This is a genomic window from Reyranella sp. CPCC 100927, from assembly GCF_007859315.1.
Taxonomy (GTDB): domain Bacteria; phylum Pseudomonadota; class Alphaproteobacteria; order Reyranellales; family Reyranellaceae; genus Vineibacter.
The window spans coordinates 22353-35276 of sequence record NZ_VOHA01000022.1 but is presented as its reverse complement, the minus strand read 5'-3'; the positions used below and the strand labels follow the sequence as shown (position 1 = coordinate 35276).

The following is a 12924-nucleotide window of genomic DNA, read 5'->3' as shown; positions in this document are numbered from 1 at the left end:
GTGTACGCATGAATAACGACAGCACGATCGTCATCGACCGCCGCTTCAACGGCCCCCGCCTGTCGGGCAACGGCGGCTACGTGGCCGGCGTGCTGGCCAGGCATGTGGATCCCGATGGCGCCGTCGAGGTCACCTTGCGTGCGCCGATCCCCATCGGTACGCCGCTCACGTTGGCCCGCAATGGCGATGACCGGACATTGCTGCAGCACGATGCCAAGCTCGTCGCCGAGGCGCGGCCTGCGACCCTGACGCTGGATCCACCCGGCATTCAGGACTGGGCGGCGGCCGAGCGCCTGGCGGCCGATGGCGGCTGCGGTGAGGGCAGCGACTTCCAGTGGTGCCTGGTGTGCGGCCGGGCGCGGGATATCGGCGATGGCCTGCGCGTGTTCGGCCAGCGCCTCGAGGACCGGCCGATGTCGCTGTCGCTGTATCAACCGCATGCCGTCCATGCGGCGGCGGACGGCCGGATCGACGCCCCCTTTCTGTGGGGTGCCCTCGACTGCCCCGGGGCGTGGGCGGTGCAGGATCCCGACGACTGGCGCCTGGCGATGACCGGCCGCATGACCGGCCAGGTCTTCCATCGCCCGCGGCCGGACGAGCCCTGCATGGTGGTGGGCTGGAAGGTCGGTGCCGAAGGCCGCAAGCTGCTGGCCGGCACGGCGGTCTACACCCGGAGCGGCACGCTGTGCGCCCAGGCCCTGTCGACCTGGATTGTTGTAGCGTAGTCGGACCGATTGACGCTTGCGAACGGCCGAGCAGGCGGCCTACACATCTCTCTGCCGGCTGCGACCATTTACGCGGACCCGGCCTCATAACGCTGTCAGGGAATTTGAGTAACCTATGGCCACCGGCATGTTGAAATCCGTCATCCTGCTGGACGGCGGCAACCTCCGTAAGAGCGCCCAAGAAATCGGCTTCCAGTACAACAACGATTTCGTCGAGCGTTTCGCATGGTCGTGCATCGATCACGACCGCGAGCATGTGCTGCGCATCCTGTACTACGACTGCCCGCCGTTCGCCGGCGAGGTGAGCCTGCCGATCTCGGGCGAGCGCCGGGTCTTCGAGTCGGGCGACGGGTGGCTGCGCGAACTGGCGCAACGCGAGCGGTTTGCCGTTCGCCGCGGCGTCCTGAAGTTCCGCGGCTTCCGCCTGCGGCGCGGCATCAACCCGGCCCCAAGCCAGGCGCTGACCGACGAGGACTTCGCGCCCGACTTCGAGCAGAAGGGCGTCGATGTGCGCATCGCGCTCGACATCGCCTCCTATTCCCATCTGCCCGACATCGATCAGATCATCCTGGCGTCGCAGGACACCGACCTGGTGCCGGCCATGAAGTATGCCCGCCGCCTGGGCAAGCAGATGGTGGTCGCCTCGCTGGGCAACATGCGCCGCCTGCCGCCGGAACTCTACGAACACTCCGACGATTCGCGCACGATCCTGCCGGACCGGCTGCGCCCGGCCTGACACGCATCGCCTTGTCCGCGGCCGGGTCCAGCGCTTACGCTGGCGGCCATGGCTGCCACACATGACGCCGATCCGTCGCCCCTGTCGCTGGCGGCAGAGCAGGCCGACGACGATGCCGTTCGCGCCCTGCTGGCCGCCGGCGCAGCCGTCGACGGCGACAACCACGCACCCTGCACACCGCTGTGGCACGCCTGCGCCGGTGACGCGCCGCCCGAGCGCCGCCTGGCCGTGGCCACGCTGTTGCTGCAGGCCGGCGCTGCCGTTCGCCGCGCCGGCGATGGCGAGGCGACGGCCCTGCACGCCGCGGCATCGCACGGTCCGGTCGCGCTGGTCGCGCTGCTGATCCGCCGCGGCGCGCTGTCGTGGCAGACGGATGCGACCGGCGCTACGGCACTCGACTGGGCCCGGCGCGGGTCGGCCCCCGACAAAGATCAGATCGTCGAACTGCTCGACCGGCCGGTGCTGCGCGATGCGCTGTTCCGCCAAGCCGTCAGGGCGATCCAGGCCGGTGATCTTGCCGGGCTGTGCCGCCTGCTGGATGCCCATCCCCGCCTGCTGCGCGAGCGTGCCATCGAGCCGGACTGCTATCCCGCCGACTACTTCCGCGACCCGCGCCTGTTCTGGTTCATCGCCAACAACCCGAACCTGATCGAGCGCATGCCGGCCAACATCGCCGCCATCGCCGATGCCATGATCGCGCGCGGCGTGGCAGCGGCCGACCTCGACTATGCACTGGAGTTGGTCATGACCAGCGCCCCGGCGCGCACGCAGGGCCACCAGATCGCACTGATGGACCGGCTCACCCGCGCCGGCGCGACTGCGAGCCGCCGGACGATCCTGATGACGCTGGGCCACAAGGAACGCGGACCGGTCGAAGCCCTGCTCGCCGGCGGCATGACGCTGACCGCGCCGATCGCGGCCGGGCTGGGCCGCGTCGCCGATCTGCAGACGCTGCTGCCCACGGCGTGCACCGAGGATCGGCAGGCAGCCCTGGCCATGGCCGTGATCAACCAGGAGACGACGTGCGCACACCTGTGCCTGCAGGCCGGCACCGACGTCAATGCATTCATTCCCGTGCACAGCCACAGCACCGCGTTGCACGCCGCCGCCGACAACGACGACGTCGCCATGCTTCAGTTGCTCGTCGCGCACGGCGCCCGCGCGGAGATCCGCGACACGCTCTGGAACGGTACCGCGCTGGATTTGGGCCATCCACATGAAGCGATCGCACGCCGAGGCCTATCTGCGCACGCTGAGCGTTTGAGACTGGTCGCTGCGCACTGTCATTCCGAGCGCAGCGAGGACTCTTTTGGCGGCCTCTGGACCCGTCATGGCGGAAAGATCCCTCGCTGCGCTCGGGATGACATGTCGCGCACGTCACATCGTCAGCACGATCTTGCCGAAGTGGGCGTTGGCCCGCATGTGGGCCAACGCCTCGCTCACCTGATCGAGCGGGAACGTGCGGTCGATGGGCAGCGACAGCTGGCCGGCCTCCAGCGCCGGCCACAGGTCGGCGCGCATCAGCCGGTTGATCTCGGCCACCTCTTCGGGCGAGCGGGTCCGGAACGTGACGCCGATATAGTCGATGCGCTTGAGCGCGTGCAGATCGAAGTCGAACTCGCCCTTCATGCCGCCCAGACGGCCGACATTGACGATGCGGCCGAGCACGGCGGCGGCCTGCATGTTCTGGTTGGCGACGCCGCCCGACACCTGATCGACGATCAGGTCGACGCCCTTGCCGCCGGTCGCCTGCTTGACCGCGTCGGGCCATGCCGCGTCGCGCGAATCGAGCGCGAGGTCGGCGCCGAATTCCTTCAGACGCAGTCGCCGCGCCTCGTTGGTCGAGGTGCCGATCACGACCGCGGCACCCATCAGCTTGGCGATCTGCAGCCCCATCAGGCCGACACCGGCACTGGCACCCTGGATCAGCACCGACTCGCCCGCCTTCAGCCGACCCGCCGTCACCAATGCGTTGTGCATGGTCTGCAGCGCCACGGGATAACAGGCGGCCTGTTCGAAGGTCATGTTGTTGGCCGGCACCTTGTGCACGCGCGCCGCCTCGGCGGTGGCGTATTCGGCATAGCCGCCCGGCGCCGAGCTCATCACGCGGTCGCCCACCGTGATGCCCTGCACCTCGGTGCCGACGGCGGCGACCTCACCGGCGCACTCCAGCCCCAGCCGGGCGCCGACGCCGCCCACCGAACCGTGGCGGCGACCGGCGGCCACAGCCAGGTCTGCGCGGTTGAGGCTGGCGGCGCGCACCTTGATCAGCACTTCATTCGGTTTGGGCTGCGGCGTCGGGATATCGCGAACCTCGACGCCCGACTCGCCCACGACGGCGGCTTTCATGATGTGGTCTCCTTGAGTCCAGTACTCACGATCATTGAAAGGTGATTCGCTACCCGCTGTCATCCCGAGCGTAGCGAGGGATCTTTTGATGCGTCGCACGCCATCATCCAAAGATCCCTCGCTACGCTCGGGATGACAGTCTGTATCAGGGTCAAACGATCCGGCTCTGTCTTCCGGCCCAATAGCGATCACGCAGCAGGCGCTTGTAGAGCTTGCCGGTGGGATGGCGTGGCAGTTCGGCTTCGAAGTCGACCGAGCGCGGGCATTTGATCGGCGACAGCTGCTGCTTGCAGAAGGCGATCAGTTCCTCGGCCAGCGCCGGTCCGGCCTCGGCCATGTCGCGCGGCTGCACCACCGCCTTCACTTCCTCACCGAAATCATCGTTGGGCACGCCGAACACCGCCACGTCGACGACCGCCGGGTGGTTGATCAGCACGTTCTCGGCCTCCTGCGGATAGATGTTCACGCCGCCGGAGATGATCATGAACGCCTTGCGATCGGTCAGATAGAGATAGCCGTCGGCATCGAGGTAGCCGACATCGCCCAGCGTGCTCCAGCCCTTGGGATGGCGCGACTCGGCGGTCTTCTTGGCATCGTTGTGGTAGGCGAACTCGCGGCCCTCGGCGAAGTAAACGGTGCCGGACTCGCCCACCGGCAGTTCCGCGCCATCCTCGCCCACGATCTTGACCTTGCCGACGACGGCGCGGCCGACCGAACCCTTGTGCGCCAGCCATTCCTGCGCATTGAGCATGGTGAGGCCGTTGCCTTCGGTGCCGCCGTAGTACTCATGCAGGATCGGCCCCCACCAGTCGATCATCTGCTCCTTGACCGGGATCGGGCACGGCGCCGCGGCATGGATGGCGCATGTGAGGCTCGACGTATCGTAGCGACCGCGCACCTCGGGCGGCAGCTTCAGCATGCGCACGAACATGGTAGGCACGACCTGGGTGTGGGTCGCCTTGTGCCTGGCGATCTGCCGCAGGTAATCCTCGGCGTCGAACTGCTCCATGATCACGCTGGTGCCGCCCACGCGCATGATCGACAGATTGAAGCGCAGCGGCGCTGCGTGATAGAGCGGCGCCGGCGACAGATAGACCGTGTTGGCGTCGAAGCCGTAGATCTGGCGCGTCACCTGGAACGACGGCGCGACGACGTCGATCGGCTCGCCCGACAGCGGCACCATCACGCCCTTGGGCCGACCGGTGGTCCCCGAGGAGTAGAGCATGTCGTGGCCGGAGATCTCGTCGGCGATGCGCGTCGCCGGATAGGCGGCCACCGTGCTCTCGAACGGCTCGTAGCCGGCGATGGTGCCGTCGATCATCAGCCGCGACGTTACATCAGGCATCAGCGACACCAGCTCGGCGGCCGGCTTCTCGAGATATTTCGACGTCACCAGCAGCTTGGCGCCGCAGTCGCCAACAATGAAATCGACCTCGGCCGCCGTGAGCCGCGAGCTGACGGCCGTGTAGATCAGTCCCGCGCGCTGCGCCGCCCAGCAGAGCTCGAAGAAACGGGCGTGGTTCTCGAGGAAGATCGCGATGTGATCCCCGATCTTCAGGCCGCGCGCCCGGAACATCTGCGCGATGCGATTGGACCTTTCGTCGAGCTGGCCATAGGTCACGGTCTCGCCGCTGCCGGCCATGATGTAGGCCGGCTTGTCCGGGTTTTGGGCGGCATGGATGTACGGATGCACGGGCGTCCTCTTGGATGCCGCGACGCGAAACGTCGCGCGGTCGTCTGGGCGTGCGGATCAAAGCATGCGGCTTTGCCGGACCTCAAGGCAGAGCGCGCGGGTCGTCTCGCAGAGCGCGGCGCGAAATGGCGAGCGCCCTTTTCGTTGAAGCACAGGGGCTGGCAGAAAGGGCAGATACGGCCAGAAAGTCGGTTTGGGGTTATGTCCCAGGGCCTTGGGCGATGTGGTTCAACGCGGCCAGTCGGTGGCAGAAAGCGGCCAGTTACGGCCAGAAAGTCGTGCGCTCATGACGATACCTCTCATGGGGCGTGTCGGGTGCTGCGCGACCAGCGGCAGCGACGCCTGCCCCCGGACGCATGCGCCTCCTGTAGAAGCACACCGCGTGCATGACGCCCACATCCGGCGGCAAGAACACTTGCCCACGTTCAAATGGGACTCTATATTTTTCTCATAAAAAGATCAAGAAAAATCTCAGGCGGCTGTGCTTGTCACAGTGGGTGTTGTTGGATTAATCGCTTCTTGTTCGAGATGCCGGATTCCTTCGCCTCTTGCGAGCCATTGGGCAAGAGGTGCGACGGCACTCGGCGTTTGGGCGATGGACGCAAGCGATGGATCCGGCGACGCCGGCCTACCTTGGGCTTCGGCGAGTTCGCGACTCATAAGATGCGGCCGCGGCGGCCGGGGCAAGGTTTCCTCTAGGTAGCGGAATATCCTGAGGCCCCCCGGGTCGATGTCTCCCCAGTGACAGAACGGTACGGCCGCATCCGTGCAGCCTAGAACGCACTTCAATAGCGCCATGACGCCGACAGAGGCGAAGCCGCCTGTATAAATGACCAGTCCGCCGTCATCCAACTCACGAACATGGCGGTTGAAACTGGCATAGTTTTCGATGGTGAGGATGTAGGGCGGTGGCAGGGCCAGCTTGAGTAGCGACAGCATCTCGGGATGGATCGATGCAAATGGCTTCCCCATGCCGTCAACAAGGACGCGCTGCCCATCTTCGATTAGGAGGGGACCGCGCAGATGGACCGGATGCGGGTAACGGTCGAGCCCGATGCAGGTCCATACCGCGTCGGCTGAGGTTTCGTTGAAGTGCGCTGCCAGCACGGCGAGCAAGCGGCTGGCGTTGCGGTCAAAGGCCTTCGTATCGCCCGTGACGCTTAGCGCGAACGTGCGCGCGTCCAGTCCGCGGGCCTGCCCTCTGGATATTGCGCAAAGCAGCGCGAGGAACTCTTTGGCTCCCTCGATGTCGTCTGCTCCGAGCCTGTAAGCCGGCTCGCCGCGCATCCATCGTCCCTGCATCTCGTCGAGTATGCCGGTGAGCCAGGGCTCGCCATCCTGGATGACCGGCTTCAGACGGCCACGCGCTTCGCTGGCCGCTTCCGGCGCTGGTGTGCGCCCTAGATGGCGCGCCAGGATGACCTGGTCGCGGACCGTGACGCGCTCAATCAGATGTTTACGCTCACGCTTGCCGTAGCGAAGCGCCACGGCGCCTGCGCGCTCGGCCGCGGCGAGTTGACTCTGAAATCGCGTAATCGCCTCGGCGCGCGGCAGACTGTCGTAGTCGGGAGCCGCCGATGCTTGACGTGTGCGATCGGGTGACCGTTCGGAGAGCACCAGAAGCCGCTTGAGAAAAGCTATGCCAGGATCCTCCAGTCCCATTACTCCGCCGCCTCTCGACGCGTGTCGTCTATGTCGGCTTTCGTCGAGGCCGCGATCAATTCCGCCTTAAAGATGTCGAAGCCTTTCCGGTATGGATCGACGCTGGCAAGCGCTTGGTGCGTCTTCTCGGTTAGGTATTCGTTGTCGACGAGGACCACGTTTCCGGTGCGGTTCACGTTCACGACCGTGTCTGCGACTTCCATGAAGATGTGCCGCTTTTCGTCCGGAGTCGCGACAATCACCTGCAGGCCAAGCGATCGCATGAACTCGGAACACGCTCCGATCGCCTTGGTATCAAGTCGGTTGAAGGCCTCGTCAAACACGGCCAGGGCGAGGCCGGACTGTCCCGTCCGCCGGTTCTGATACGTCGCCGCCAGCGAGGCGCCGATGGCGATATAGAACGGCAACTGACCTTCTCCGCCCGAGCCCGTGCCAGCGCGGCTACTGAGAGATGAGCGGACCCTCCCGGCCTCGTCGTGGATATAGAGCTCAAAAGTGAAATACTTCCGCGGGTCTTCGATTTCGTCGGTCTTGGCCTGGGGATCGGCAAGAATCTCCTCAATGCGACGCATGGCGCGCAGCATCGGTGTATCGGATCCGACCGGCTTCTCATGCGAGAACAAGGGCAGCTGGAAGTCAGGACGGCGAGATTCCTTCACCAGCTCGATCAAGTCCGCGTGCGCTGGATCATGACTTGACCGGAAGGTGTAGTAGTCGCGGCCGTGGAACTGCCGATCCTTGAGGTGACGGTTCAGCTCGTTCAGAGTCTCTCGAATACCCTCGAAGGCATCGTGCAGACGATGCAGAAGATCGTCCCGAAATGCCGTTGTCATTTCGCTGACGGCGCTCTTGCACTGCTCTTCGTACTTGACCAGCTCGTGGGATTCGAGCCGCTGGCGCTCTCCTCCGGCCCAGGTGCCGACGACATCGGCTTTCGCATCCTCCTCGGTGAACGGCAGGCTGACGGCGAATTGCTGACAATGCCTGAACAGCGCGGAGGTCAACTCGCGCTGCAAACTTTGGCGCCTGTCGCCCGCTCGACGCCGAACATCGTCGTTCCGGACCTGGATTTCTTCGGATAACCGGTCAAGCGTCATCGCGCGAACAACGAGCTCGAATTTGCTCGCCTCGCCGTCATATCCTCTGAGAAGCCGTGCGCCCGACCGGCGCCTGCTACGGAGCTGTTCGTGATCGCGAGTGGCTTTGTTGTAGTCGCCAATGAGCTGGTTTTTTGCGGCATCGGCCTCCCGCCAGACCCGGTCCGAATCCGCCTTCTCTCTGCGCGCCGAGGCGGCTTGATCCTTGAGATTTTCCAGCCGCTTCAGGAGCTTTGGATCGCCACTGCGTCGCGCCTCTTCGACGTGGTTCGCGAGCCTCGTGATCTTGGCGTCGAACTCCACGAGCATCCGCCCGACGGCAGCACAGCATACCTTCCTGCTCCGCAACTCCTCGAATCCCCGCGCAACATCGCTGATCAGCGTGCTGTCGTCCTGCAGGTGGCGCGCCGTCGCGACTTTGTCGCCGAGACGGATCATCAGCGCGGCACGCTCTTCCTTCAGAAGTTTCCGCGTTTCCTCGTCGTTCGCGCGTCCAAGCTTCAGGATGCCGGGATGAGACAGACGCTTCACCGTGCGGCCGGACTGCATCATGCGATCAGCGGTAATGGCACCTTCCGACGAGGCCATCTTTTCCATGGTCTCGACCATCGCCAGCCGTCCCAGCCGGAAATTCAGAAACGCGCGGGCATGGGGATTGTCGGTGCTCAGCACCGTCGCAAGCGATCCCTTGTCCGCGGGCCGTGTTTGCGCGGTCTTGGTCGTGTTGATGATCTCAGCCTGTCGGAAGTCTTCTTCGGTGCCGCGTCGGTAGGTATCGAGAGCGCGAACCGCGTACTCAGGCTCGACGATCAGCGCTTCCCGCGAACGACCCAGCACCGCTTCGACAGCCACACGCCATTTCTGATCCTTCACTTCGACAAGGTCGCACAATGGAATACCGACAATGCCCTCGCGGCGAAGAGCCAGCAGCAGCGCTTCGGTGCCGCGCTCGATGGTGCCTTGCCCGGAATCAATACGCTGCAGATTGCGATCGATCAGCTGCATCCGATCCTGGATATCGCGAACTTCCTTTTGAGCGGTAAACAGGTTGTCCCCAGCGCGCTTCTGCACGTCCACGAGACGCTCGACCGTGACGGCGGACAGCGCGCCGTCGAGCTGGGTGGCCTTCTCCTCCCAGCCTTCTGCAAGCTCCTTGCCCCACTTGTGAAGCTCGACGGGCCGATGCGCCAGCGTCACAGCGCTCAAAAGGCCATGCAAGGTATCGTCCCAACCGGCGATGACGCGCCGCTCCGCGAGCGTGTCGACGCGCTGGACAAGGCTTTCGACCAACTTCAGCGGGGCGAGAGCGCTCTCACGTTCATTGATCGCGAGGTTCTTGTCAGACTCATACATCAGCGCGAGCTGTTCGCCTTCGCTCGATTTGTGCGTCAGCTCGACTCTTGCGAGTTCGAGATCGACTCGCGAGAGGCGCGCCGCGGCTGCTACTGCCTGTGCCTCCTTGACCTGAGCCTCGTGTCGCAACTGTCCCAGTCGGACTTGAAGCGAGCGGACCTCGCGGCGGAACGTCTCCCATTGCATACGAGCGATCTGCCATTCGCCGACGTGAATGGCGCGCTCGTTCTCGATCACACGGCCGGCGATCCGCTGAATCTGCCCGAGACTCGCCGTTTGCGCTTTGAGCGTCTCGATCTTGCCTGTCAGGAAACGATAGAGTTCGATGCTTTGGCGGAGCCGAGCGACCTTGATCGGCTGCTCGTCCAGCACATAGTTGCGGACAAACTCCGTTGGATTCTCCACCGGCCGCAGCAACAAGGCGTTGCGAAAAGCCTTTATGAAGCGACGGGGATCGAGCGGAAAGCCCGGCGGGGACAGCGTGCGCAAACTCTCTTCGACAAATTCGGTCGCGGAGCCGAAGTCGTCGATCACTTCCGCTTCGCGTGCGCGGAGCATCGTCCGCACCGCATGCCAATGGCGCGTCTCGACATCGCCATCGTCTACCGGCTCGAGCAGGTCGTCCAAGCTGATCAGCCCGCCACGAACAAGGAAGCGCGCCTCGCATCGTTCTTCGCCGCGTCCCTCAGTGGCCGAGAATGCAATGCCGAGGTTGACCGCCGCGCCGCTATCGACATCGACGAAGCCGAGGATCACATAGGTATAGGCGTTTTCGCGTGTGGGCTGGGACCGCTCGCCGCGTTCATCCAACGAGACGACGCCCAGGCAGTAATCCCGGATGGACCGTTTGCTCTTCGAGCCGCTTTGGGCACTCGGATTGAAACGGATGCTCATCATGTTGGCACCGCTCAGTACCGTCTGCACCGCGTCGATGATAGCGGACTTGCCGGCGCCGTTCGGCCCTATCAGGGCAGTCATTCCCGCGAGGTCAATTTGCTCGGCCCGAAACAGGTACCAGTCGACCAGGACGATACGGCGCAGCTCGATCATGAGGCGGCCGCCGCGTTTGAATGATCCTGCTGACCGCCCGCCTGGGCGGCTGTCCCCTTGGCAATGAATTCGTCCAGAGATGCGAGCGTCTCTTCGCCCACGACCATCGGCAGGGCCGGGCGCAGGTAGAGTTTGAAGCTCCGGCTATCGCCCTGGTCTTCGACTCTAACCAGTCCACGCTGGCGGAAGCCTGTCAGGATTTCGTGCAGCCGCGTGACCAGCGGCCTGATGCGCCGCGTACGATCTTCATAGACCTGCAAAAGCGTTTCCCCGTCGACCTCGACCTCGCCATTGTCGTTGATCTCGTAACGCTTAAAGGCCTCCTCATAGTAAAGCCGCAACACCAGCAGCACGAGGCTTTCATCGAGCTTCATCGTCTGGCGTGCGGGAAGGTCCGTTGCGAGCAGGCCGAGCAGTCGATCGTCAGGACGTCCGCCGACGATGCGGTAGCCCAGTGCTCCAAAGAGATTCTCGAAGTACGCCCTATGTTCGAGTAGGAGGTCATAGCTGCCCTTGGATCCGAAATCGTCGCGATACAGAAATTGCGCGCGCCAGAGATTTTGCGCCGCCTGGCGCAACTCGACTTCAAGGCGTTCACCGTCGCCTCCGTTGGCATCGCATTCATCGATGATTTTTTCGAGATCCCTGAGCATCAGTTCACTCCCGCCTCCACTCGCTCGATGCGGAAGGACACGACGTTGATCCACTCGTTGTCAGTCCGGTCGCGCTCGCGAACGATGCGGTACGAGCCGATTTCGACTTCCGTGTTCGCGCTCGCGAGCGCCGGCAAGGCCCGGAATGCAAGCAGTTCTTCGATCGATTCAATCGATATTTGCGACGAATGGAGGTCGTGCTTTTCGCCAAGTTTTGTTTCGATGAAGCGGAGCATCTTGGCCGGCGTAACTCGCACCATCCGGTCGAACGCGGTCGTGGCCGCGACATACTCCCTGAGGTAGCGGTCGCGGCCGGGCAAGCGGAAGCGTGTTTTCGCTGGGGCCGCTCGCGGCGGAGGAGGCGTGTAGAGAGCTTTCTCGGATATCGGGAATCCGACATGGGGCGCCCGCGTGCGCAACTCGGCCTCAACGATCGGCAGTGCGGCAAGTCTCTCGATAACGCGCACCAGCTTTTCCGCGGAGCCCTCGCCCATGACGTCCATGTAGTAGACGGTCGTCCGGACGCGGCGTTCGAGCCTATCCCGGAAGTCTTCGATGCGCTCCATGAAGGGACCGACGTCGTCGAAGACTTGGCGGATTTTTTCGAGTTCGCTAACGACTCTCTCCTCCGCGGCTTCGAGCGAAACGCTGGCTGAGACGACGCCTTGATCGATGTAGGCGCGCGCCAACGCCCCGCGCCAAGCCATGTCATGGAGCAATTCGACTGCGAGGGTGCTGATCTGCCGGCGGTAGCGGTATGGGTTGTTCGATGTCTTCAATTGCTTGTAGTCGGCAATCAGAAGGCCATCGACGAAATCGCCAAAGAAAGTCCGCAAAATGGAAGCAGCGTCGGGATTTCCCAAGATGCGGTCTTCGATATCGCGCATGCCCACCAGGATGCGCCGCATGCTGCGGGCAAACCGCACAGCTGTCTCGCAGGCATTGGCGAGACCTTGCGCAAGTGTGACCGGGTCTCGCTGGGCAGCTTCGAGGTTGCTTTTGACTTCGACAACGGCGCCGGCGACTCGAATGCGGCTATGGGCGAAATCGGCGATCGCACCGATCACCATGAAGGCGTCCGGATGCATGTCCACCAGCACGTCCCATTTGTCCTGTTCCTCGACGAGCCAGCCGGTGGTTTTGAGCCTGGTGTAGGCGATATAGTGCGCATGAGGATGCGGATCGCCTTCGATCCCTTCCTCTTGGAGCTGATCTGGATCCGATACGCCAGCCTCCGCCAGGACGTTCGCAATGTGCCGGAGGACCTCGTCCTTGGTGGGCGTTTCGAGGATGCGGGCCGTGAACACGCGCTCGTAGAGCCGGATCAACAGTCTCGCGTAGACGTGTTTCTTCGGGCCGGCGAGCGGTTGAAAAAGCGCTTCTGGCAAGTAGCCGAATAATTTGGCCATGCACCGTCCTCAGCCGGCGGCAAATGCGATCGAATGAAACCTCACCTTGGTTGATGGTAGCTGCGACGCGTAGCTGGAACAATAGAGGAACATTGCGCTTCGCGCTGCTCTGGTTTACAATCTGCGGAGTTAGCTCAGTAGAATTGAGTTAATGGGTGAAGGAGTAAACTAGCGTTCGGTTTGAAATTGTGCCGGTT

The 12924-nt window shown here is 63.8% G+C and carries 8 protein-coding genes and 1 pseudogene; 3 read left to right on the top strand and 6 right to left on the bottom strand.

Annotation, left to right across the window (positions count from 1 at the left end):
- Positions 1-8 precede the first annotated feature (8 nt).
- From FQU96_RS34170 to FQU96_RS43205, 3 genes and pseudogenes are all read left to right on the top strand, one after another.
- Entirely contained in the window at positions 9-725 is a 717-nt protein-coding gene (locus FQU96_RS34170) for a hypothetical protein (RefSeq protein ID WP_146545883.1), read from the top strand.
- A 115-nt stretch (positions 726-840) separates the two neighbouring features.
- Positions 841-1461, top strand: coding sequence for an NYN domain-containing protein (locus FQU96_RS34165; RefSeq protein ID WP_146545882.1), 621 nt, complete (start codon positions 841-843; stop codon positions 1459-1461).
- Between the two features lie 48 nt (positions 1462-1509).
- Positions 1510-2625, top strand: a pseudogene (locus tag FQU96_RS43205) (hypothetical protein); the annotation flags it as partial.
- A gap of 213 nt (positions 2626-2838) precedes the next feature.
- Here FQU96_RS43205 and FQU96_RS34155 read toward each other — a convergent pair.
- The 6 genes from FQU96_RS34155 to FQU96_RS42350 form a co-directional block, all read right to left on the bottom strand.
- Entirely contained in the window at positions 2839-3810 is a 972-nt protein-coding gene (locus FQU96_RS34155) for a zinc-binding dehydrogenase (RefSeq protein ID WP_146545881.1), read from the bottom strand.
- Between the two features lie 151 nt (positions 3811-3961).
- Entirely contained in the window at positions 3962-5503 is a 1542-nt protein-coding gene (locus FQU96_RS34150) for an AMP-binding protein (RefSeq protein ID WP_146545880.1), read from the bottom strand.
- A gap of 471 nt (positions 5504-5974) precedes the next feature.
- On the bottom strand, positions 5975-7165 hold the full coding sequence (locus FQU96_RS34145; protein ID WP_146545879.1) for a Wadjet anti-phage system protein JetD domain-containing protein: 1191 nt from the start codon (positions 7163-7165) through the stop codon (positions 5975-5977).
- Positions 7165-10665, bottom strand: a complete 3501-nt coding sequence (locus FQU96_RS34140; RefSeq protein WP_146545878.1) for an SbcC/MukB-like Walker B domain-containing protein — start codon at positions 10663-10665, stop codon at positions 7165-7167. The genes FQU96_RS34145 and FQU96_RS34140 overlap by 1 nt, the downstream gene beginning before the upstream one ends.
- A complete protein-coding gene (locus tag FQU96_RS34135) occupies positions 10662-11318 on the bottom strand; it encodes a DUF4194 domain-containing protein (RefSeq protein ID WP_146545877.1) in 657 nt (218 codons plus the stop codon). The genes FQU96_RS34140 and FQU96_RS34135 overlap by 4 nt, the downstream gene beginning before the upstream one ends.
- Entirely contained in the window at positions 11318-12727 is a 1410-nt protein-coding gene (locus FQU96_RS42350; protein WP_178130900.1) for a Wadjet anti-phage system protein JetA family protein, read from the bottom strand. Before FQU96_RS42350 ends, FQU96_RS34135 begins: the two co-directional genes overlap by 1 nt.
- Positions 12728-12924 lie beyond the last annotated feature (197 nt).

Bases quoted from the DNA above. Each gene is read 5' to 3' on its own strand.
- FQU96_RS34170 (WP_146545883.1), top strand. From the start codon at position 9: ATGAATAACGACAGCACGATCGTCATCGACCGCCGCTTCAACGGCCCC.
- FQU96_RS34145 (WP_146545879.1), bottom strand. From the start codon at position 7,165: ATGGGACTGGAGGATCCTGGCATAGCTTTTCTCAAGCGGCTTCTGGTG.
- FQU96_RS34140 (WP_146545878.1), bottom strand. From the start codon at position 10,665: ATGATCGAGCTGCGCCGTATCGTCCTGGTCGACTGGTACCTGTTTCGG.
- FQU96_RS34155 (WP_146545881.1), bottom strand. From the start codon at position 3,810: ATGAAAGCCGCCGTCGTGGGCGAGTCGGGCGTCGAGGTTCGCGATATC.
- FQU96_RS34165 (WP_146545882.1), top strand. From the start codon at position 841: ATGGCCACCGGCATGTTGAAATCCGTCATCCTGCTGGACGGCGGCAAC.
- FQU96_RS34135 (WP_146545877.1), bottom strand. From the start codon at position 11,318: ATGCTCAGGGATCTCGAAAAAATCATCGATGAATGCGATGCCAACGGA.
- FQU96_RS42350 (WP_178130900.1), bottom strand. From the start codon at position 12,727: ATGGCCAAATTATTCGGCTACTTGCCAGAAGCGCTTTTTCAACCGCTC.